The 23,317-nt window shown below is 26.9% G+C and carries 17 protein-coding genes; 3 read left to right on the top strand and 14 right to left on the bottom strand.

Going from position 1 to position 23,317, the window contains the following annotated elements; translation table 11 throughout:
- Positions 1-42 precede the first annotated feature (42 nt).
- Entirely contained in the window at positions 43-2,805 is a 2,763-nt protein-coding gene (locus psc1_RS00790; protein WP_023161480.1) for a cation-transporting P-type ATPase, read from the top strand.
- A gap of 1,510 nt (positions 2,806-4,315) precedes the next feature.
- On the opposite strand, the gene psc1_RS00785 is transcribed toward psc1_RS00790, so the two are convergent.
- The 8 genes from psc1_RS00785 to psc1_RS00750 form a co-directional block, all read right to left on the bottom strand.
- Positions 4,316-4,495, bottom strand: coding sequence for a hypothetical protein (locus psc1_RS00785; protein ID WP_122225362.1), 180 nt, complete (start codon positions 4,493-4,495; stop codon positions 4,316-4,318).
- 585 nt (positions 4,496-5,080) lie between these two features.
- Entirely contained in the window at positions 5,081-5,332 is a 252-nt protein-coding gene (locus psc1_RS00780) for a hypothetical protein (RefSeq protein ID WP_147442433.1), read from the bottom strand.
- A 176-nt stretch (positions 5,333-5,508) separates the two neighbouring features.
- Entirely contained in the window at positions 5,509-5,826 is a 318-nt protein-coding gene (locus psc1_RS00775; RefSeq protein ID WP_373375684.1) for a DUF2963 domain-containing protein, read from the bottom strand.
- Between the two features lie 92 nt (positions 5,827-5,918).
- Positions 5,919-6,308 (bottom strand): hypothetical protein, encoded by a 390-nt coding sequence (locus tag psc1_RS00770; RefSeq protein ID WP_373375683.1) that lies wholly within the window; start codon positions 6,306-6,308, stop codon positions 5,919-5,921.
- Positions 6,309-6,554: 246 nt separating this feature from the next.
- The gene (locus tag psc1_RS00765) at positions 6,555-7,346 is read right to left on the bottom strand and encodes a YitT family protein (protein WP_373400988.1); all 792 of its coding nucleotides are present in this window, start codon (positions 7,344-7,346) and stop codon (positions 6,555-6,557) included.
- On the bottom strand, positions 7,324-8,784 hold the full coding sequence (locus tag psc1_RS00760; protein WP_373400987.1) for a class I tRNA ligase family protein: 1,461 nt from the start codon (positions 8,782-8,784) through the stop codon (positions 7,324-7,326). The genes psc1_RS00765 and psc1_RS00760 overlap by 23 nt, the downstream gene beginning before the upstream one ends.
- Positions 8,785-9,071: 287 nt before the next feature.
- On the bottom strand, positions 9,072-9,995 hold the full coding sequence (locus psc1_RS00755; RefSeq protein WP_373375679.1) for a hypothetical protein: 924 nt from the start codon (positions 9,993-9,995) through the stop codon (positions 9,072-9,074).
- A gap of 18 nt (positions 9,996-10,013) precedes the next feature.
- Positions 10,014-10,412, bottom strand: coding sequence for a hypothetical protein (locus psc1_RS00750; RefSeq protein ID WP_023161384.1), 399 nt, complete (start codon positions 10,410-10,412; stop codon positions 10,014-10,016).
- An 886-nt stretch (positions 10,413-11,298) separates the two neighbouring features.
- On the opposite strand from psc1_RS00750, the gene psc1_RS00745 reads away from it, so the two are divergent.
- Entirely contained in the window at positions 11,299-12,963 is a 1,665-nt protein-coding gene (locus tag psc1_RS00745) for a DEAD/DEAH box helicase (RefSeq protein WP_122225357.1), read from the top strand.
- A gap of 124 nt (positions 12,964-13,087) precedes the next feature.
- Here the strand turns inward: psc1_RS00745 and psc1_RS00740 are convergent, their stop codons facing one another.
- Positions 13,088-13,480, bottom strand: coding sequence for an Hsp20 family protein (locus psc1_RS00740; RefSeq protein WP_023161386.1), 393 nt, complete (start codon positions 13,478-13,480; stop codon positions 13,088-13,090).
- A 250-nt stretch (positions 13,481-13,730) separates the two neighbouring features.
- Here psc1_RS00740 and psc1_RS00735 point away from each other — a divergent pair, with 250 nt between their 5' ends.
- Positions 13,731-16,601 carry a trypsin-like peptidase domain-containing protein gene (locus psc1_RS00735; protein WP_373375678.1) on the top strand — a complete coding sequence of 957 codons (2,871 nt, stop codon included), beginning with the start codon at positions 13,731-13,733 and terminating at the stop codon, positions 16,599-16,601.
- Positions 16,602-16,658: 57 nt separating this feature from the next.
- On the opposite strand, the gene psc1_RS00730 is transcribed toward psc1_RS00735, so the two are convergent.
- The 5 genes from psc1_RS00730 to yihA form a co-directional block, all read right to left on the bottom strand.
- Positions 16,659-17,495 carry an energy-coupling factor transporter transmembrane protein EcfT gene (locus psc1_RS00730; RefSeq protein WP_373375677.1) on the bottom strand — a complete coding sequence of 279 codons (837 nt, stop codon included), beginning with the start codon at positions 17,493-17,495 and terminating at the stop codon, positions 16,659-16,661.
- Positions 17,492-19,231 (bottom strand): ABC transporter ATP-binding protein, encoded by a 1,740-nt coding sequence (locus psc1_RS00725; protein ID WP_023161389.1) that lies wholly within the window; start codon positions 19,229-19,231, stop codon positions 17,492-17,494. Before psc1_RS00725 ends, psc1_RS00730 begins: the two co-directional genes overlap by 4 nt.
- Positions 19,232-19,341: 110 nt before the next feature.
- Complete coding sequence (locus psc1_RS00720; RefSeq protein WP_023161390.1) at positions 19,342-19,887, bottom strand: ECF-type riboflavin transporter substrate-binding protein; 546 nt, start codon at positions 19,885-19,887, stop codon at positions 19,342-19,344.
- A gap of 21 nt (positions 19,888-19,908) precedes the next feature.
- A complete protein-coding gene (locus tag psc1_RS00715) occupies positions 19,909-22,512 on the bottom strand; it encodes a valine--tRNA ligase (RefSeq protein WP_122225354.1) in 2,604 nt (867 codons plus the stop codon).
- 98 nt (positions 22,513-22,610) lie between these two features.
- Complete coding sequence (yihA, locus tag psc1_RS00710) at positions 22,611-23,204, bottom strand: ribosome biogenesis GTP-binding protein YihA/YsxC (RefSeq protein ID WP_023161392.1); 594 nt, start codon at positions 23,202-23,204, stop codon at positions 22,611-22,613.
- Positions 23,205-23,317: the final 113 nt, after the last annotated feature.

Raw genomic sequence — 23,317 nt, 5'->3', positions numbered from 1 at the left:
TAACTTATTACTTTTTTCTTAATTTAAATAAAAGGATTTTTAATGAATAATATATTTAGTCAACAAACACTTGACGAATTACAAGTGTTTTTGAAAACAGACCTTACCAAAGGACTAACCAATCAACAAGTGGCACAAAGATTATCAATTCATGGTTTTAACCAAATCAAATCACCAAACAAACCAACATTATTACAACAATTAAAAAAACAATTCCAAGATTTTTTAGTCATTGTTTTATTATTGGCAACAACTATTAATTTTTCGATTGGTATTTGGCAAGGACACAAAGAAGAAATTTTTGAAGGTTGTTTTATTTTAGTAATTGTTCTAAGTAATGCTTTTTTAAGCATCTATTATGAAAATAAAACCCAAAAGGTTTTATCGTTGATTGAAAAAATCACTGCCTTAAAAGTCAAAGTCATAAGACAAGGCAAACATTGTTTAATCTCTGTGACTCATTTAGTGCCAGGCGATCTTGTAATCTTAGAGGCAGGTGATGTGGTAGCAGCTGATATCAGATTAATTAAAACATGGAATTTATCTGTCGATGAATCACTTTTAACAGGTGAATCGCAAGCTGTTTTAAAAAATGCTCAACATATGACAAACAATAATTACCAAAAAAAAGCAGCTGCCTTAAATATAGTTTTTATGAATAGTATTATTTTGAAAGGAAGAGCCGAAGGGATAGTGGTTGCCACCGGAATGAATTCAGAAATTGGCAAAATTACTGCTTTTGTTTCTCAACCTTTGACCCAAAAAACTCCTCTAGAAAAAAAATTATCAAAATTAATCAAAACTCTAACTTTACTGATCGCCATTATTATTATTTTTAATGTCGCTTGGATGTTGTTAAAAAGTATTTGGCATAATTGCTTTAAATTAGTTAATGTGCAAAGCATTTTTTTAGATGCTATTGCTTTGGCTGTAGCTGCCATTCCTGAAGGATTGTTAATCATTATGACTTTAATTTTGGCTTTAGGGATGAAAAAATTAACCACTCATAAAGCGATTATCAAAAATTTAAAAACATTAGAAACCCTCGGGGCTATAAATGTTATTTGTACTGATAAAACTGGTACTTTAACACAAAATAAAATGACAGTTAAACAAATTATTTTGTCCGATGTATGTATCAAAGTTCCCTGCGTGCCAAAAGAAGCAGACACTCACCCAAACACCAGTTTAGAAAAATTACTCCTTTTTGGGGTTTTATGCAACGATGCTTTAATTAACCCTAGACAGTCAACGACAACACACAATAACACCAGTTTAGAAATCTTTGCTGATCCAACCGAAAAAGCCTTAATTGATTTAGCTTCACTATATCAAATGGATGTCCTAAAAAATAAACAAAAATATCTCCGCTTGCAAGAAATCCCTTTTGATGCAAAAAGAAAAATGATGACAACTTTTTGCCATGATCTAAAAAATAACATTGTTTATCAAATCACCAAAGGAGCTCCTGAAGTGATTTTACAAAGATGTAATCAAGTCGAATATCAAAAAAAAATTATTAGAAAAGATGAGCAAATTAATTATAAATTAAAGAATGCAATTAATCAATTAACAAAACAATCTCTAAGAGTGTTAGCTATATCTTATAATATTTGTCCTCCTGATTGGCAAAATAATTTATCAACAAGTGAACAAAATTTAATTTTTTTAGGAGCGGTAGCTATGGAAGATTCTATCCGAATAGATGCTCCTCAAGCAATTGAAAAATGCCAACAAGCTTGCGTCACTCCCATTATGATTACAGGCGACCACTTACAAACTGCCACTGTGATTGCTAAAAAATTAAATATTTTAACCAATTCAACCGATTTAGCTATCACAGGAACAACCTTAAATCAGATGTCAAACAAAGACTTTTTACAAAATTTAGAGCATATTAAAGTTTATGCCAGAACCAATCCTGAACACAAATTAAAAATAGTAAAAGCATGGCAACAAAAAGGATTTATCGTTGCTATGACAGGAGATGGAGTCAATGATGCTTTAAGCATTAAGCAAGCTGATGTTGGGATTGCGATGGGAATTACAGGCACTCACGTTGCCAAAATGGCAGCAGATATGATTTTGACAGATGATAATTTTTCGACCATTGTTACTTCCTTAGAAGAAGGACGCAATATTTTTTACAACATCAAAAAAAGTTTGGTTTTTCTTCTGAGTTGTAATGTGGGCGAAATTATGCTGATTTTGATTAGTAATTTTGTAGGAATCTTCTTTTTTGAAGATAATTTCAAAATTATAACAGCTTTTCAAATTTTGTGGGTTAATTTAGTTACCGATTCTTTAGTGGCTATGGCTTTAGGGTTAGAGCCGCAAGAAAAAAATTTAATGACAAAAATTCCTCGCTCCATGAATGAAAATTTATTACATTATCGCACTTATCAAAAAATTATAATTGAAGGAATAATGATTGCTAGTTTAACTTTTTTAGCTTCTTTGTTAGGATATCACTTACATCATGACAAAAACCCTCAAATCCAAAACCAATACGCTCAAACTTTTGCTTTTATGGTTTTAGCTTTATCGCAATTGATGCATGTGTGGAATTTACGTAGTTTTAAAACTTCTATTTTTAAATTAAAAATCAATCCTTTTTTAATCAAAGCTTTTTCCATCAGTCTTTTATTGCAATTAATGATTGTCACAATTACACCTATCAGAACATTATTTCAACTTATGCCCCTATCTTGCCTAGATTTTGCTATCATCTTCTTTTTTTCTTGCCTACCTATAATTTTGATAGAAACACAAAAGTTAATTTTAGGCACGCGTAAAGATCAATGATTAAATTATTTTTGGATGATAGCATGTTTAAATTTTGCCTTAATTGCAACATTTTATCTTTTTATACGTTGTTAAAACTTATATATGGTAAAATGATGACTGTGTCTTTTCAGTTAATCAATGCTATTTTTGCTTTTATTGTGGATTTTATGTAGATAAATTACACCTCAACAGCTAGAATTGTTATAAACGAGCCATACTGTGTTATCTATACTACAATCAGTCCCCACCCAAACATAGCGGGAAAGTTTCGAAACACACAGCTTTTTACAAACTTGGCAGACTTTCGTTTATCAACATTAAATCTTCAAAGTCTTTAAGGGTTATCAGAATCACTTTGTTTCATCCCCCAAATTGCAGTTTTTTATTTTGAAACCCATTTTGTAGATCTACTTTGCTGCTTTTTGCACTATCGTCTCTTTGTTGCATCTAGGTTTGTTGAAGATATCAGCATCCATTATCTATTTTGTTTGTTAGTAATTCGCTGACTTCTTTTTGTTCTATAAAGATTGTTAACCTTTCATCCTGAAAAGTTGATTATCTTTATTGTTTCAAATAAGGTTTTACTTCTCCGACTACTAAATAACTTCTTTATTTTTAAGTGATAAAGCTTTTAATATTTTTCTTAAGACTAACATTTCATCAAGAAAATAGAGATTTATTTGATAAAATAGCATATATTCTTTGAAAAAACAATTAAAAGATAAAGACAATTGATAAATTAGTTTTAAATTTAATTTCACACAAAATATTGAATTATTTTTTGAATACTTAAAAAGAGATAGTTTTTTTATTTTTATCAGATAAATTAAATTTAATAAAAAAACTAAAAAGAAACAAAAATATTATTAAATTAAATTTTTGCAAGCGTTAAACTTGTTTTTTTGATGTATAATTATAAGTTATAGTGTTATATAAAAAAGTGTAAATGTTTTAGACGCATTTTTAATAGACTATTTTTTTGTTTTTATTTATTTGAAACAAAATTTCAATAAGTTAGGGCAAAAAAAGATAAAACAATTATTACTTTCATATTATAAGGCACAATATTTCCTAAAAGATTGCCAAATTTTTTTCATTTTTTTTACACAACTGTGTCAAAAAAAATCTGATAGAGTTTTGGATGATTATTGAAAAAATTATTCATTTAAAAATCATCTTTTCTTAAAAACAAAAAAAAGACTAGTTGCAAAAACTAGCCTATTTAGGTATTAAAAATGAATTTATTTACAATTTTTTATAACAGAGCACACATACTACAAACTGGGTAATAAAATAACTAAACATTTTGAAGATTTAATGTTAATAAACAAAAGTTTGTAGAGATTGTAAAAAACGTAGTACTTCGAAACTTGCTCGCTACGTTTTGATGGGAGCAAATCGTAGTATAGACAAAAAGATGAACCCAAACCTGTTAAGGCGCGATTCATCTATCCGCACAAAAGACTAACTAAAAAGTTAGCCTTTTAATTAAAAAATTACCAAAATCAGTATTGATACGCTATTAATTTCACTTCTTAATCAGCAAAGATTTAATAAAGGAACTGACTTGAAAACAATCATCTAAAATACAAAAAATAAAAGGCAGATAGCCCACTAAAACAGTAAAAGTAACAAAATAGACTACATTAGAAACATTATCAGGATTTTTTTCTAAAAGTATTTGCCAAAAATTATATTTTCCATTCATAATTCCGCTTTTGCCTTTCTAATTTGATGATTTCAAACTTGCATAATGATTACTAAAAAAACCTTTTTTAAGTCTTCTAAAAGCTATTTTATAGCTCAAAATAACTAATAAAAAGAACATCAAAAAAAGCACTTTTAAAATAAATTTCACGATTGTACTTATACTTAGACTTATACCATTGTCTTTTAACATAAATCATACCCCTTTTTAAATTTTTTTAGGTAAATATACGTTTGAAGATTAAAAAAATATAATGAAATACTTTCAAAACAAAAAAGAAAATTGAAGCAACAAAAGGATAACACAACAAACACAACCATAAAGTAAACACTTTAGAGACAATGTCTTGATGTTCTTCTAATAAAATATGATTCCAAAAATATTGTCTGAAAAAAGTATTAATTTTTTCCAAACCAGGTATTTTATAAACGTAATAGAAAAAATATTTATCAAACCGCTCAACTATTATTCTTATATTAATAAAAAAATTTTCTAAAATCATTCCATTATCCTACCTAAAAATAATTTTTATCAATATTTATTATTTTATATTTTAAATTAATCCATTCGAAAGATATTAGCAAATTAATCCATTTTTTTAGATATTTTTCTAACTTCTTCGATAGTTATTTTACGATTATTAAAATTATCATCTATATTCATAATAAATTCTAATACTTCTTTTGAAGTTGTATTATTTTTAAAAAACTTGGGCGCCATACACAAACAACACAAAATACTAGTAATAGCTGTTGCTCCAAACAAATAAAAACATGCATCATATTTAACTACTTTATTATATTTTGTAAAAGCAGCCAACCCGAATAAAATTGTCAAAACCAAAAGCAATGCAACCACTTGTTTAAGACTAATTTTATTTTCACTAACTAATTTTTTTGAATTTAAATTATTATTTTGTTCTATTTTTTATATCCTTATATTAATTTTTTTAAATATTGAAATCATAAAAATTATATTTAGTTTTTTTAACTATAAATTAATTTAAACCTAAATTAAAAGTTTTTCACTTCTTTGATACTACCATTTTTGTTATAAATTATTTGTTTAATCGGTATTTCATTTTTAAATTCAATAACAAAATTTATATTTCCGTTAGAATAGTAAATTGTTTCTCTAACTTTATAACTTTCTTTATCTAAACTACAACAATCCTTATATTCGGTATATTTAATCTTGTTGCCGGTTTCAGGATTAAAATCAAGCACTTTTGCTAATGCTCCTGTGCTATAATATTGTATTATTTTTACAAGCCTTCTTTGTTCATCATATTTTTTTTCTTTATTAAAAAATAATTTACTTAAAAAACCCATATTTTAATTCTTTCTTTTTATTATTATCTTATTACTTTGGTGCAATTTTTATTATATTTTTGAATAATAAATCGTTAAATATTTATTTAAACTTAATATCTTGGTGGATATTGTAACGGATATGGATTTTGTGGTGGATACGGAGGTGCTTGTGTAAAGACAAATTTTGGCTCTTTTTTACCTGAAAAACAAATATAACCAGGAACAAAAATACAAGCTAAAAAAGAAATTATTAAATAGATGGTATTTTTTTTAAAAAATTGTACACGAAGCTCGTGTTCTTTTATAACAGCATCTATAAGAAATTTTTCATCATAAACACGATTACTTATTTGATTCTGCACTTCAGTTACTACTTTTTCGTATAATTTAGACATTTCAGGAGTTGAATTACAAATACACACAACCACAACAAGCCATATTATCAAAAACAATAAACTTAAAAAAATAAAACTTATCACACGTCCAATAGAAAACTGCATAATATTCTAATACTCCTCTTTAAATGTATACTATAATAATTTAAACTAAAAAGAAAACTTTTTTGAGATTGTATTTTAGGTTTTTGTTTTAACACAAAAATAAACATTTTAGTGGCTTTGCCACCCATTTTTCCCAATTGTTTTCAAGCACAACCAAAGGTCAAACTTCACATTTTCCGCCTTGAAAATAAACACCTAACAGCCCTTTTGGTGGGCCTTTAATAGGTTAAATAATTGGAATTGCAACTATAAGGTTGTGTTTTTTTTAATCGAAACCCTTTTTTTATTTTTTGAGTTGATAGGGTTCATTAAATCTATTACCAAAACAGTTAATTGAATTCTTAAAAGAGCATAAAAAATTCCTTGTAAAGGCGAATAAATGTCTTTTGATGGCGAGAAGTAAAAACTAGCACAAATACCAATAAAAACAAGTATATAACTAAAAATTTGAATCACTGAAGCAATATTTTTTCTTTTATAAACCAATAAATATTTACCTACAATATCAATTCCGCCGGTCGAAGAACCAATTTTAATAACAATTCCATTAAAAACTCCGGTAAATAAACCAGCAAAAATTGCTCTTAGTGAATCACTTAAAAAATTACTTTCTGTTTTAAAAATGTAAAAAAAACGTTCAGTTTCACTTAAAAATCCTTCTTTAACTTGCCATTGCAAAAAAACTCCCATCAAAGGCAAGAATAATGCAGCAGCAGCGGTTGTAATTGTAAAATAAGAATCTAAATAACGAAAAGCGATAAACCCAAGAAGCAAAACATTAATAATGAGATAAAAAATCATCGCAAAAGTAGTAATATTATCGTTTGCTAAATAATTTGCCTTGTTTAAAATTTTACCAATTAAATCACCTAAACCATGAATGCCGCCAGGATAAAGATCAGTTTCATATGCTTTTGATCCGGTACAATTAAAAGCCCAAATGCTAATTAAGTCATAACCAATTAAACAAGCAAAAATAATTAATAATTTTTTAATTTCTTGCTTATAATTGATTTCAAGTTTTTTCTTGTTTTTCATAAATTAAAATAGTTTCCTTTTTTTGTTGTAAAATTCTTTGACAACGTGGACATAGATTTTGTTGTTGTTCATCAATTATTACATTCCAGCAACGTTTACAAGCAAAACCTTCTGTTTTTATTACTTTTACAGCAAAAACTGCCTTTTGGGTTAAGGTCACTTTTGAAACAATAAAAAGTTGATGTAATTGTTCTTTAATTTGTAATACAGCTAAAGTATGCATTTGTGCCTCAGTTAAAGATAAGTTGATGTGGGCTTGCAAAGAAGCGTTGATAATATTATTTTGTCTAGCTTGCTCTAAAGCTTGCAAAACATTTTTACGTAAAGATAAAAAATTATGATATTCTAATAAAATCGATGAGTTGTCATAATTTTTTAATTGCGGAATAGATTCTAAATAAACATCTTCTTTGTCAAAAAAAGAACAAAAACTATAAACTTCTGAGGTGGTGTGCGGAATAATGGGAGTTAAAATTTGTAAAAACGCCAATAACAAATCATAGATAGTTGATTGTATCATGCGTCTTTCTAAATGATCTTGTGTTTCGATATATAAAATATCTTTGATAAAATCAAAGTAAAAAGCACTAATTTTATTGGTGATAAAAGGGAATAAGTGTCTTAAAATGGCTTCAAAATTATAAGTTTCATAAGCGTGTGTTACATGTTTTAACACTTCTTCTAAATCCATTATCACTGCTTGATGAATTGGGGTTCGTTTTTCAAAAGCAAGATAATGCTTACTTTTATCAAAAAGATTTAAATTACCAAGCATAAAACGAAAGGTATTTCTGATTTTACGATACATATCTTCGATTTGATTTAAAATAGAAGCATTAATTCGGACATCCAAATTATAATTAGTGTTTGCAACCCACAACCGAATAATATCGGCTCCTTTTTGGGAGGCAATTACTAAAGGATCGATCACATTACCTAAAGATTTAGACATTTTTTTACCTTGTCCATCAAAAACAAAGCCATGTGTAATCACTGTTTTATAAGGGGCTTTTTGAAAGGCAGCAACCGAAGTAATTAAAGAAGAATTAAACCAGCCTCGATATTGATCTGTACCTTCTAAATAAACGTCTTTAATTTGAGGTAAAATGCTATAAGATGTCCCTGAGTCAAACCAAACATCCATAATATCAAGTTCTTTTGTAAAAATACCATTTGGGCTTTCAGGGTGGTTATAATTAGGAGGTAAAAGTCGCTTACAATCCCACTCATACCAAATTTCAATACCATGTTTTTCAAATAAATCAGCGACATGATTGATTAATTGCAAATCTAAAATAGGCTGGTTATTTTCGGAGTAAAAAATAGGAATTGGCGCTCCCCAAGTTCTTTGACGACTAATATTCCAATCTTTACGATCTTTAATCATATTAGTCATTTTTAGTTTACCCCATAATGTTTCTTGAAAAAATTTTTCCATAAGTTGCATTCCAACATTATCAAAAATTATTTTTTGAATTTCTATAACATTTTATTTTTTTAATTTTTTTTAATCTTAATCAAGTTTGTGTTTTTTTAAATGTGCATTTATCAACTAAAGACTCATAATAAGCAACTAATTTTTATTTATTAAAACACACAATAAAGCATCTTCTATTTTATTAGAATGTACTTGTATTTCATTAAGATAGTTTTTAGTATTCGTTTTTTTATCTATCATTTTATTTTTATCGTTTGAACGTCATTGTATTTTTATCAGTCTACTTATTATACATATTTTTTATCAATTAAATGAATTTTATCAAGAACATGAATTTTTAATTGTTTTAAAAACCCATCATATTTTCCTTCTTCAAAAAATATTCCAAAAAAATCTTGTGAATTTTTCTCATAAAGGGTTTTCGTTAAGTTAGAAAAGTTTTCTCTTTTTGCCTTGTCAGTTTTTAAATATTCTTCAATTGTAGATATTTCTAAGATATCATGCCGCATCAATGGTATAAATATTTCTTTTTTTAAAGAATTTTTCATTTCTTCAATTTCTCTTTTAGAAAAGTCTATTAATTTTCTCAACCATTCTTTAATACATTCAATATCTATTATTTTCTTTAATACTTCTGTTTTTCTAATTCTATCAAATATTTCTCCTTCTTTTTTTTGTCGTAGTTTCATTACTTGCTCTGGATCTTCTTGAGAACCAACTGATTTATTAATTTTAGCAATTAAGTTTTCAAAAGCTTTTATAATGTTATCTAAATTAATAATTTCTACAATAATAAGTTCTCCTTTCGGTGTTGCTAGTTGATTTAAATCCAAACATAATCTTTTATAATTTTGAAATTCTTCGTTGTCAATATTACTTTTTCTGTATGCAATTTGCATTTCTCTAATCATTTCAGGAATTTCTTTTTTTAATTCTTCTCTTTGCTTTGAAACATAGTTTTTGAAATAAGAGAAAAAAAAGACTAGTGATGATATTATAAAACTTACAAACGGAAGCAGAAAAAGAAAAATAAATTTAATTATTAAATGTGATTCAAATTTTTGAACAAAAGACAATATACCAAATCCTAAAAATTGTAATCCAAAAGATATTAATGCAACTAGTAGCCAAATTACATATCTTTTAAACCTTTTATTTTTTTGGAATTCCGATTTAATTTTTTGGAATTCCGATTTAAAATTTGTAGACACCATTATCTCCCTTCTTTATTAATTTTTATTTGCAATATTTTTGAAAGTTTTAGTAATATTAAAAATAATAATAAAAACCATATATAACAAAAAAAACCATCTATAAAACAAAATACAAAAACCAAAAGATTTAAAAGCATCATCATAACGAACTGTTTTAAACAAGAAATCAAAAAAAATAGAATTAGAAATTAGTGTGTTTCCCTCAGTATTTTTTGTAGTAGATATTAAAATGTTTATGGTTTCATTACATAAAAAAACTGTTAAAAAAAATAATAATGGGGTAATAAAAAAATTTAACAACAATAATTTAACTAAATGATGAATCTTGTTTTCATTTGAGTCTTGAGAAGGTGTTTTAGCGACAGTAGCTTTTTTACGAACGGTAGTTGTAGTAGAAGTACCACGAACAGGCATTGAATGCTCCTTTATATTTTTGAATTTTTTTTAATAAAAATCGATCCTAAAACAAATAAGATGGCAAGAAATTAATTTAATAAAGAAAATACCACTAGAAACATTTTTGGCAATCTTTTTTTGTTTAATAAGAAATTCCACCTCCCATCTTTTTAGTTAATCTCAAAAAATAATAGTAATTTTAAAAAATAAAACTACTATTTATTAATTATTATACATCAAAAAATATAAAATAGCAACTTTTATGCTCAAATATTTACTTTATTAAGTCTTTTTGGATGTAATAAACTAATTAGAATCAAATCACTAAGATAAATTATTACTTCAAATGATAAAGAAACATACCAAAAAGGAAATAAAATAATTAAAAAGATAAAAAAAGGGTTGTGTTTTTGCGCTTTTCAAAGTATAATATTAAAGATACAGTAAAAAATTATGAAATATTATGAAATGTTGAAATCAAAAAAACTATTATAAAAAAAGTGCAATTATTTTACCAATTTCTAAATTGTTTTATAAATTAAAAATAACTAATATTTTTTAGTAAATATCGATTAATAGAAAAATATAAAAAATATTTATTTATGGTTTTAGACCAAAAATTGGTTCAAAATGTAGGTTTATTGGAGAAAAAATATTTCTTCAAATAACTCTTTAATTCTCAAGAAAACGTTTTAAAAACAAATTAAAAATAATTGTTTAGATAATTATTCTTTCTTGTTTGAAAATTCTTGACAAATTACTAATAAAATCTAACCAATCTTATCTGGCGATTAAAAGTTCTTAAAATAACTTTTAAGTGTTTTTTCGCAAAACATTTTATATTTTTACTTGTATAAATTATATGATTTTTAAAAAATCAAAAAAAGAAAGAAATGAGGAAATTATGAATACTTTATTTGAACAATTACCTATTTTGGAACAAACCAAAAAAGCTTTAAGAGAACTTAATTTTATCGAAGCAACCCCGATCCAAGCCTTAGTGATTCCAGAAATTATTCAAGGACGTGACGTCATTGGACAAGCCCAAACAGGAACCGGGAAAACGTTTGCTTTTGGAATCCCCATTATTGAAAAAATCGATCATAAACTAGCTAAAACTCAAAGTTTAATTTTATGTCCGACTCGTGAATTAACTTTACAAGTATACGAAGAATTAAAAAAATTGCTCCGTTTTTATCCAGAAATTAGAATTGCTGTTGTCTTTGGGGGCGAATCTTACACTAAACAATTCAGAGCCTTAGAAAATAGACCACATTTAATCATTGCTACTCCCGGAAGAGCAATTGATCATATAGAAAGAGGCAAAATTGATTTATCTGCTTTAAAAATTTTAACTTTAGATGAAGCTGATGAAATGTTAAAAATGGGCTTTCAAGAAGCTTTAGAAACCATTTTAAAACAAATTCCTGCAGAAAGACAAACAGTTTTATTTTCCGCTACTTTACCGCCTTTTATCAAAAAAATAGCTAGTAAATATCAAAAAGACACTAAAATTTTAAAAGTTCCTGTTCAAAATATTGCTGTTAACGCGATTGAACAATTTTATTTCTTAGTAAAGGAAGTTGACAAAAATAAATTATTAGTCCGCTTATTAGATTTAAAAAAAGATCATTCTGCTATTTTATTTGCTAATACTAAAAAAGATGTTGATGAAATCACTGCTTATTTGCAAGACAAAGGCTTTTTAGCAGATGCTGTGCACGGAGATTTAAAACAAAACCAAAGACAATATGTGATGAATAACTTCCGCAAAGGCAAAATTCAAATTTTAATTGCAACTGATGTGGCCGCTAGAGGAATAGATATTTCTGATATTAAAATGGTTATTAACTATGATTTGCCTCACGAAGATGAAGTTTATGTGCACAGAATCGGAAGAACTGGACGCGCTGGCAAAAAAGGTTTAGCTTATAGCTTGATCAGCCCTAGAAAAATGAGTCAACTAAAAAAATTAGAATATTATTTGAAAGAAAAAATTAATTTGCTAGATATCCCTTCTGTAGATGGCATTAAAAAACAAATTTTAAAAAATTTTGAAAAAAAAATCTTAGATATCGTTGAAAAAAATACTCAAGAAAGCATTAATTATCCTATTATCGAAGAATTATTGCAAAAATTTTCTGCTGAACAAATTATTCAAGGGTTATTAACACATATTTCACCAAAAGAAAGAAATTATTCTGATATTTTTCCACCAAGAGTAAGTTTTAGCAATAACTCTTTTGTTCCTAGAAGATTTGGAGAAAGTCGTTTCTACGAACCACGTTTTAGTAATTCCCGCTTTCATGATTCTAAAGCGAGCTCTTATAGTAGAAGTGATTTTGTTGAAGTTGTAATCAATCTTGGCAAAAAAGACAACATTAACCCACCAGCATTAATTAAACTGTTAAAAGAAGAATTCCAAATTTATAGTAAAAATATTGGCAATATTAAGCATTTAACTCATGAAACTATTTTTGAAGTGGCAAGTCGTTTTTTGTATCAATTCAAAAATAAATCTAATGTTCGTTTCCAAAACAAAACTGTAATCATCAATAAAAAAGATTAAAACCGTTAAACCCAAAACTAGCTTATATATTATAAGTTGGTTTTTTTTATTTTAAATTATATTTTTGTCCAAAAACAAAAAAGACTAACTTTCAAAAAGTTAGTCTTTTTACATATATTGATGATTATTTTAATTCTAAATAACGTTTTTCTTCAATTTCTTTTTTTTCTTTTTTAGTAATAGCTAATTTTAATAACCCTTCTTCTAAAGTTCCTTTAACATCTTCTAAAGTAAAACCTTCTCCTAAATAAAAATTACGTCTAAAAAGTCCTTGTAATCGTTCTTTTCTTAAAAAATTATTTTCTTTTTCTTCGTTTTCTTGAGCGGTTTTAGCTTCAACTATTAAATAGCCTTTTTGTAAAGCAACTTTAACATCTTCTTTTTTAAAACCTGGTAATTCAATAGTTATTAAATATTGATTGTCTTTTTCTTGCACATCAGTTTTCATAATAGATTTAGTTTCAAAAAATAAATCATCAAATAAATCTTTTTCTTGATTAATTAAATTAAATAACATTCTTATACACTCCTTTATTATACTTTGAAATAAAAAATTTCTAAAAACATTTTATTTTACTAAACTTAAAGATTTTCTTTAAGCTCAATCTTATTTTAACAAAAAAAATTGGCACTGTCAACTATTGAGTGCTATTTTTTATAAGATCATTAAATAAGATTTTAAGGTAAAATATTAATGAAAGAAAATATTAAAAAACAAAAAAGTTTTTATTATGTTCAAAAATAAAAAGAAAAGAGTATAAATTTAATTGAAAAGAATTAGTTATTATCGCAAATTTATTCTTTTTTTTGGTATTTGTGTTTTTTTTGCCATCGGTTTGATTCAATTACAAAATTATCAACAAAAAACTCATACTCACCACAACGTTTTGCCAATTAAAAATCTCGGAAGCACTTTAAACGATGTTCAAGAAAAAGAAGAAGCAATTAACCAACAAACAAATACTTTTGAGCGAAACAAAAGAAAAGCAAAAAAAGAGTTACAACTCCAGCAACAAAAAAAATCAGACCAAATTACACAAAGCAAAAAACAGTTATGTCTTTTGCAAACATCTGAGCATAAAAAAGCTTTAGGAGTTATTATCGGAAAACAAAAAATACCTAACAATACTAAAAAAAAATATTGGATTTTAACCCCTAAAACAAACACATCAACCCAAAATAATGACATTATGATTAAAACATCAAATAACTATGAAAAAGGGGTAATAATTCAAAATCTTGATTTAAAAGAATTTGATATTATTGAATTTAAGTCAAAAGCTGATTATCAAACTATTTCTTTAAATGACAAAACCAGCAATCAATATTATCAAGGACAAATTTTGTATTCTTTTGCCATCTTGCAATCAGAAGAAATAGCTTTTCAAGAAAGCTATATTAGTGAAAATGTTTCCTTGGATAATCAAAACAATCAAATACCTGTTTCTAGTCGCGCCAACTCCTTCAATCAACAAACTATTTTTTTTACCGAAAAAGGTCAGGTAGTCGGTTTTTTAATTCCTGCTCAAAATAAAAATGAAAAAGGGATTAAATATGTGAAAATGATTCATCCTTTAACTATTACTTCCGGCTTAGAACCAGTAATTCAAACTCAAAAAGTTTCGATCACCGAAGATGCAGAAGATAAGCAAGATTTTAAAACATTAATCAAAAACTTAAATCAAATAACAGTCTTAGTAGATACTGGTTATAGTTTAGGTACCGGCATTATTATCCAAAAAGAAAAAAACCAATATTATGTTTTGACTAATCGTCATGTAATAAAAACTTACTTTTCTAAATCACAAATTGAACCAAATACCAAATCAATCGCCCTAGAAAACAAAGCAATAGGGATGAACGCCATCAAAGCTCAACTTTATGCCTTTATTGATAATGATCGCGAATATGATGATATCGCTATTTTAACTTTTCAAATTAATGAAGAAATAAATACACAAGCCATCGATCAAAGCATTCAGAAATATGTGAATTTTGAGAACAATAAAAAAGAAATACCTATTACACAAGGAAATATAGTGTATGCTTTAGGTTGTCAAAAAGGGTTGCAAGAAACAAGACAAACTGTTTCTTTTATTGAATGGTATTTCAATTTGCCTCTTACACAACGTCCTCAATATAAAAAAAACTTATTCAAACAAGGGATTATTTCTTATTTTAACGAAAGAGAAATTAATTCTGATATGACTTTAGACCCAGGTAATAGCGGTGGTCCTCTTTTTGATGCACAAGGACAACTAATCGGAATGAATAAAAGCTATTATAAAGACGTGCGGATATCTCAATCTATTAATATCAATTACATCAAAAAACAATTTTATGCTATATTAGAAGAAAAACAAAAAGAATCTTTTCCATATCGTCGTTTGATTGCTCTTAATTCGCCCGAACAAGACAATTTTATTACTAAAACCAAAATTACAAGTTTGCAAGAAGCACTATCAACATCACAAACAAAAGAAGACATAAACATTCAAATCACTTTAGAAGATCTCTTTCTTTCAGGAAAAAAACCAATTATCTTTAAAAGAGGGACACAAGAAAACAAACTTTTAACCATCCAACTGCACGGATTAGAATCGTTGCAATTTGTCACTTGTAATTTTGACAATTATGATCGCTTAGAAATAAGTTGGGAATATGATAAAAAAACAGAAATTTATGCGTTAACTAGTCAACTTTTTGCCAAAAAAGACCCCCATAAAACAACTTATTCAGAAACTATTAATATCAAAAAAGAAAATATTAGTAAATTGTTTTTCCTGTTTAAGATCCAAGATTTTTCTTATGTTAACTTTTTAACCAAGCAAGAAAAAGTTTTAGAACAAAAAAACATAAAATTAACTGACAAAAAAGACATTAATGCTGTTATTAAGCAAGAAATCTTACAAACTTTAGTTTTGTGTCAAAGCGATCAAACAACAAATTTAGGAGTTATAATTGATAAAACTCGACAAGATGAAAATCGTTTTTTATATACCGTACTATTGCAACAAAATAACGATGATTTTACTAACTTTATCGATAATATCGTTAGTTCAAAAATCAAAATCACCATTAAAACTCCTTATGGTTTGCAAGATGAAAAAGGCACTTATCAATATGTCACAACCCCCCTTAACCTCTTTAACCAAATTACTTTTATTTCTGACAAAGATTATCAAGTAGCACAACAAAGATTAAATGCTGACCTTTTGTTAGGAGAAACTCTTTATTTAATTAGCGATTGTAATGATGTTTCTGATCAAGCCTTGACTCCGCATATTTTTCAAAGTCATCTCGCAAATGAAATGAACGCAGAACAACATAAAATCATGGTAGATACCACCTTTTTAAAAGAAAGTTTAGACCCTTATTCAAATCCACATTATAATAATTGGTTTATTTTTAACTCACAAGGAGAATTGATTAATGTTTGTTCCAAGCGAGATATTATGAATTTTTGCCCACAAGAATTTCCTTTCATCATTTTTCCCAAAATAGACATTATCCCTAATCAGTTTTTTAAGATTTATCTAGTTAAAATTTATCTTTTTGGATTTTGGACTTTGATATGTGTCATAATTTTCCTTATTATCGATTATCAAAACCTTAAAAAAGGTCAATATTATTTGTAAATAATTTAACTATAAAAATAAAGCCCCCCAACTATTGAAAAGGGGGGTTTTGTTTATTTAAAAAGGATAATAAAATCTGCCATGAATGTTTAGCAAATAAATACTTAGTAATAACAAAGTTAATCCTAAGATGAGAGTTAAAGAATCACCAAAACGAAAAAATGTTTGATAATACCAAGTTCTTTTTTTGTTTTTACCAAAACGTCTTAATTCTAAAGCATTAGCAATAGTATCAATTTTTTCTAAATTTAAAAAAATCAAAGGCACAATCACTTGAGCTATTTTTTTGATTTTTTGGCACATTTTAACTATAAAATTCTTTTTTTTAAGACTCGTCAAAACGCGTGCTTGTTGGAATGCCTTAATATTGTTAAAATCCATTTGTATTTCAGGAATATAACGAATAGTCAAAGCTAAAGCATAACTGATTTTATAACTAACACCCCATTTATTTAAACTAGATGCTAATTCACTAGGATTAGTAGTTAAAATAAAAATTAAAAACAAAGGAATAATGCAAAAATACTTTAAAATTAAATTTAATTGATAAAAGAGTTGTTCTCTAGTGATAATAATAATGGAACTTTTAAAAAGAGGAGTGTAAGAATTATATAAAACAGCACCATGTTTTGGAAAAAAGAAAAAAATAATAAAATTATTAATTAATAAATAAAAGAAGAAACCTTTTAAAACCCCAGAAACTTGATTCCATTTAATTTGAGAAAAGAAAAGCAAAAGCAAAGATAAAAAAGCAATTAATAATAAAAACCAAACATGATAAACTACCATACAGGCAATGGAGGTCAAAAGCAAAAAAAATAATTTTGTTGCACCTTGGATTTGATGAATAAAAGTAGTTTGCTTTTGAGAGCCAAAAATAAAATTTTGATTCATTTGAAACAATGCTCCTTATTAAATTCTATTATCCATCGGATAAAATTAATTTTTTGCAGTGATTTTAAGTGAGTTTGATTAATCATAGTAACAAGACTAAGTGCTTTTAATTCGGCTTTTTGCATCAATAAATTATCGGTTAAAATCGAGACTGGATCACCTTGGGCAATAATTTTTCCTTGTGATAAAACTAATGTTTTTGGAGTGTATTTCAAAATTAATGAAGTATCGTGAGTGATGATAACTACAGTTGTCCCTGTTTGATTTAATTTTTGTAAAAATAACATTACTTTAGTATAATGATAAAAATCTTGTCCTGCGGTTGGATCATCTAAAATAATGATTTGTGGTTGCAACACTAAAACAGAAGCAATGGCAAGTCTTTTTTTTTGTCCAAAACTAAGGGCATAGACAGTCCAATCAGCTAAAGCAGTTAAACTACAAATTTCTAAAATTGGCATAATCCGTTTAGTTATTTCTAAATGCGAAAGTTTTTGCCAACGTAAACCTAAAGCCACTTCTTCAAAAACAGTTTTTTGGGAAAGCATATGATGTGGGTTTTGGGTAACAAAAGCAACTTGAGGGGTTAATTTATCTGATAATGATTTGTTAACATGTTTTTCTGGCCATTTGATGATCCCTTTTTGAGGAGTTAATAAGCCAGCTATAATTTTTCCTAAAGTTGATTTACCCGAACCGTTTGCACCAATAATACTAACCATCTGCCCCGCGGACAAAGTTAAAGAAAGATCATCTAAAAGATGGTGGTTGTAGTTAGAATAGGGGTTTTGATATACAATATTTCTTAATTCCAATAATTTGGGTTGCTCTTCTAAAAAAGGCGTTTTAATAGATGGTGTTTTTAATGGTAAATTAGCAAAGGGCTCTAATTCTTTGGTCAAATATTTGCTCGAAATTTGCTCTAAATTTAATAAATGGTCAATAGTTGATAAATTATTAATATTAGCACATCTTAAAGCATTAATATAAGTTGGTTCTTGTATGCCTTGTTGAATTAATGTTTTAGTCGTAATAATTTGTTCACCAGTCATATCAGCAATTATTCTGCCCTTATCAAAAACTATTACCCGGTCAAAAGAATCATCTAATATATCGTCTAAATGATGTTCAATCATTAAAATGGTGTTTTTGTTTTCTTGATGCAATTGTTTAATTAAGGTCATAATGTGGCTACGTATTTTAGGATCTAGATTAGATAAAGATTCATCAAATAACAAAATAGAAGGGTTATAAATCAAAACACCAGCCATGGCTACTAATTGCTTAATGCCTTCTGATAATGATTGTGGCCTGTCTGCTAAAAATGTCTCTAAATTTAATTTTTTTGCCCATTGGTTAACTTGTTGATGTATTTCTGAAGACAAGATAGCATCATTTTCTAAAGCAAAAGCAATATCTTCTGCAACAGTTGCTCCCACAAATTGATTATCTGTATCTTGCATGACAGTAGCAACTTCCAAAGATAAATCAAAAATACTCGTTTTTACTAAATTCTTATTTGCAATTGTTGCACTTCCTGTAATTTTGCCAGGATAACTATGTGGAATTAAGCCGTTGATGCATTTGAGAAAAGTTGATTTACCGCTACCATTTTTGCCAATAATTAAAACTTTTTGCCCTTCGTAAATAGTAATATTAAGATTAGTTAAGGTAGTTGTTTTTTGACTATAATATTGAAAACTAAAATCTTGAAAAATAATTAATGGTTTTTTCATAAATTCCCTTTTTTTATATGTTTTAAAACATTAACAAAAATTAATTAATAAATAACACAAATTAATTTTTCGTATTATTTTTTTGTCATTAGTTTTGATTAACAAAAAAATTATGAGCTTAAAGTTTCTTTTTTGGCATAATTATTAGAATACTTAAACATTAACAAAACACCAAAAAAACTATAAGAAATAACATTAGAAATAGCAACTAAAAAACCTTGCAAAAAAACTAACTCTTTAGGTTGTGCATAAATCCATAAATCAGAAATAGGAGCAATGAAACCAAAAAGCAAAAAATTAACAAATGCTTGATATAACCAAAAAGCAAAAATTTTTTTACGATTAAAAATTTGGTATTTTAAATTAATTGTTTTTTGAGTCAAACCATAAAGAAAACCAAGAATGCCAGAAAAAATAACCCAATTAAAATAAACATTACCAAAAAGCAAAAAATCTTTAATAATATGACCTAAAAAACCCACATAAAAACCAACTATAGGACCAAATAAAACCGATATAAAAGCTAAAAAAGGCGAAGAAGTTTCTAAAACGACATTAGGTCCTAAAGGAATGGAAGCAAAACAACTTAAAATCACATAAACAGCAGCACCAATAGCAATAGTAACAGTTTGTTTAACAGAAATAGTTTTTTTCATTTTTTTCTTTTTCTTAATTTATTAAGATTTTGTCTTTTCTAATAATTTTTGATATTGTTGAAGATAAGATTGATATTTATTTTTTTCAATAGCAATTTTTTGCAGTGAAGCTTTAGTTAAAAATAATGGATTGTTTAAAATAGTTTCACTTCTTTTAATTTCTGCTAAAAGAATGTTTTTTTGTTTTAAAAAATTAGAATCTAATTTATTTTTTTGATTTTTATTTAAATTTTGCAAGACTTTTTGATCAATATAAAGATTTATTTTTTTGCCTATAAATAAAATTGTTTTACAAGTATTTGTTACTTTATCAGTTATATTAAAACAATTAGCTTTCAACATTTTTTTTAACACAATGTCTAAATCAAGCCATTTTTTCTTTTTGTCAGAAGCTACTTCTAGCTCAACGTCTAATAAAGTTTGATTATCTAATTTGTATTCATTTCTAAAATGACGCATTTTGACAATTAAGCTTTTTAATTCTTCAAATTCTTGCAAATCTTGTATATTTAAATAATTAATTTCTGATAATAAAGTTTGAGTTATATTTTTTTTGTTATCAAAGATTTGATATAAAGTATCAGTGACAAAAGGAATAAAAGGGTGAAGTAGTTGTAAAATATATTTTATCACATAAATTAAAAATTTTTGTGTATTTTGTTGTTTAGAGTCCTTATTTAAATCATATTTCGCAATTTCTAAATGCCAATTGGCAAAATCTTCCCAAACAAAATGATATAAAATTTGCCCAATTTCTTTTAATTCGTATTTGGGATATAAATTATTAATTTTTGTCATAACCGCAGATAATTGAGTTAAAAGAGCTGCTTGATGCAAGGATAACTTATCAACATTAAAATTAGTTTCTAATGTATTAGTGTTTAGTTTAATAAAACGGCTAATATTCCATAATTTATTAATAAAATTCCAAGCCGCTTTGACTTTACTTTCATCATAAAATAAATCAAATCCAGGAGCGGCACTAGTAGTTAAAAACCAACGCAAAGAATCGCAGCCGAATTGATCAATCACATCCAAAGGATCAACACCGTTACCTTTTGATTTAGACATTTTTTGTCCTTGACTATCTCTAACTAGGCCATGCAATAAGACGTCTTTAAAAGGATCTTTTTGAGTTAATAAAACACTTTGAAAAACCATTTTTGAAACCCAAAACGTTAAAATATCATACCCTGTCACTAACACATCAACCGGAAAACGTTTGTGAAAAAAAGGAGTTTCGTTTGGCCAACCTAAAGTACTAAAAGGCCATAAAGCTGAAGAAAACCAAGTGTCTAATACATCACTATCAGGGCTCCAACCTGCTCCAGGACTATTAATTTGGACTTTGATTTCTTTTCCTTTATACCAAACAGGAATGGAATGACCCCACCATAACTGACGCGAAATACACCAATCTTCAATGTTTTTTAACCAATTATTAAAAATATTTAAAAAACGTTGAGGATAAAAATTTATTTTATTACTTTTTAAAGCTTCCTGAGCAATATCTTTAGTTTTTAAAAACCATTGTAAAGAAAGTTTTGGCTCAATAATTGCTCCTGATATGCTAGAATAACCTATTTGATGTAAGTGATTTTTGATTTTGGTAATAATTTGTTTTTGTTTTAAATCATGGATTAGATTTTGACGGCAAACAAAACGATTTAACCCTTGGTATTGTTGGGCTAATTCGTTCATAGTGCCATCTTCTTTCATACAAAGTAAAGATAATAATTGATGTCTTTGTCCCACTTCAAAGTCATTTGCATCATGTCCCGGAGTAACTTTGACAACACCAGTGCCAAATTGAGGGTCTACGTAAGCATCACTGATAATAGGAATTTGAATGTTAGTTTCAGGAATAAACACTTTTTTTCCGATAAAAGTTTGATAACGTTTATCATCTGGATGCACCATTAAAGCTTGGTCAGCAAACATCGTTTCAGGTCTGGTAGTGGCAACTTCTAAAAAATTATTTTTTTGATCTTGTAAAAATGAATCCAAAGAAGGAACTAAAAAATATTTTAAATAATATAATTTGCCTTCTGTTTCTTGATAATTGACCTCTACATTAGACAAAGCTGTCTTAGTTTCTGGATCCCAATTAATAATTTTATAATCACGATAAATAAGTCCTTGATGATATAACTTAATAAAAACATCTTGAACTGTTTTGCTTAAATCAGAATCAAGGGTAAATTTTTCAAAATTATAATCTAAATGTAATCCTAAAGCTTGCCACTGATCTCTAATATTTTTAGCATATTTTTCTTTCCATTGCCAAGCATATTTTAAAAAAGTGTCTTTATCTAAATTATTATTTAAAAGCCCTTCTTGTTTTAAGTGTTCTTTGACTTTATTTTGGGTAGCAATACCTGCATGATCCATGCCCGGCAAAAAAAGAACATCAAAACCTTGCATTTTTTTAAAACGTATAATAATATCTTGAATGGTGTTATTCCAAGCGTGTCCTAAATGCAGTTTTCCTGTAACATTGGGTGGCGGAATAACAACAGTAAAGGTTTTAGGATTGTTGTTGTTCACAGATGAAAAATATTTTTTTTTTAACCACGTTTGATACTTTTGTTTTTCAACTTCTTTAAAATCATATTTCTTTTGCATAAAAATTATCCCTTGTTTTAGTTGTTTTATTTAAAAATATTTTATTTTGTTTTATTTTAGTAAATAATTACAATGATAACCATATTTACTAAAAACGATCAATTAGAATCAGTGTCTTTTTTCATTAAAAAAGCAAGAAAATTTTTTAAATCTTGCATCCCTTCTTGTTTGATTGAAGATACTAAAAAAAAATGCTTGATATGAGAAAAATGGTGCATTAATTTCTTTAATTGTGCCTGTTGTAAAGTTTTTTTGACTTTATTTTTTTTAACAAAAATTAAAATAACTTCAAACTTAGCTTCTAAAAGGGATTGATGAATACTATCGTCTTCTTTGGTAGCGCCCACTTTAAAATCAATCAATTGAAAAATAGCTTTTAAATTGTTACTATTTTCCAAAAAAGCTACAATCATGGGTAATAATCGCTGTTGAATGGTTTTACTAGCTTTGGTATAACCATAACCTGGTGTATCAATTAAATAAAATTCATTGTTAATATTATAATAATTCAAAGTAAGAGTTTTGCCTGGTGTTTGAGAGGTTTTAGCCAATTTTTTTCTTTGTGTTAAAGCGTTAATAAAAGTGCTTTTGCCAACATTGCTTCTGCCCATCAAAATGATTTCAGGATAGCTTTCTAAAGGAGCATCTTTGATGTCAGTAATACTGCGAATAAAAGTGGCTTTTTTAATCATATTGTTGCTTCCTTTTGGTTGATAAAATGGTTTTTTATTTATCAACTTATTTTAATACTTTATGTTTTTGTTATCTTATTTGATAAAATAATTAATAGATAATAACTTGAGAA

Origin of the sequence: Candidatus Phytoplasma solani (assembly GCF_041729705.1) — a bacterium.
Taxonomy (GTDB): Bacteria; Bacillota_I; Bacilli_A; order Acholeplasmatales; family Acholeplasmataceae; genus Phytoplasma; species Phytoplasma solani.
The sequence above is the reverse complement of the archived record's forward strand: the minus strand, read 5'-3'. Positions and strand labels throughout refer to the sequence as shown.

Excerpts from the sequence above, each read along its gene's own strand:
- psc1_RS00745 (WP_122225357.1), top strand. The coding sequence starts at position 11,299 with ATGAATACTTTATTTGAACAATTACCTATTTTGGAACAAACCAAAAAA.
- psc1_RS00775 (WP_373375684.1), bottom strand. The coding sequence starts at position 5,826 with ATGGGTTTTTTAAGTAAATTATTTTTTAATAAAGAAAAAAAATATGAT.
- psc1_RS00750 (WP_023161384.1), bottom strand. The coding sequence starts at position 10,412 with ATGCCTGTTCGTGGTACTTCTACTACAACTACCGTTCGTAAAAAAGCT.
- psc1_RS00725 (WP_023161389.1), bottom strand. The coding sequence starts at position 19,231 with ATGAAAAAACCATTAATTATTTTTCAAGATTTTAGTTTTCAATATTAT.
- psc1_RS00720 (WP_023161390.1), bottom strand. The coding sequence starts at position 19,887 with ATGAAAAAAACTATTTCTGTTAAACAAACTGTTACTATTGCTATTGGT.
- yihA (WP_023161392.1), bottom strand. The coding sequence starts at position 23,204 with ATGATTAAAAAAGCCACTTTTATTCGCAGTATTACTGACATCAAAGAT.
- psc1_RS00790 (WP_023161480.1), top strand. The coding sequence starts at position 43 with ATGAATAATATATTTAGTCAACAAACACTTGACGAATTACAAGTGTTT.
- psc1_RS00740 (WP_023161386.1), bottom strand. The coding sequence starts at position 13,480 with ATGTTATTTAATTTAATTAATCAAGAAAAAGATTTATTTGATGATTTA.
- psc1_RS00730 (WP_373375677.1), bottom strand. The coding sequence starts at position 17,495 with ATGAATCAAAATTTTATTTTTGGCTCTCAAAAGCAAACTACTTTTATT.
- psc1_RS00770 (WP_373375683.1), bottom strand. The coding sequence starts at position 6,308 with ATGCAGTTTTCTATTGGACGTGTGATAAGTTTTATTTTTTTAAGTTTA.
- psc1_RS00765 (WP_373400988.1), bottom strand. The coding sequence starts at position 7,346 with ATGAAAAACAAGAAAAAACTTGAAATCAATTATAAGCAAGAAATTAAA.
- psc1_RS00760 (WP_373400987.1), bottom strand. The coding sequence starts at position 8,784 with ATGGAAAAATTTTTTCAAGAAACATTATGGGGTAAACTAAAAATGACT.
- psc1_RS00785 (WP_122225362.1), bottom strand. The coding sequence starts at position 4,495 with ATGAATGGAAAATATAATTTTTGGCAAATACTTTTAGAAAAAAATCCT.
- psc1_RS00715 (WP_122225354.1), bottom strand. The coding sequence starts at position 22,512 with ATGCAAAAGAAATATGATTTTAAAGAAGTTGAAAAACAAAAGTATCAA.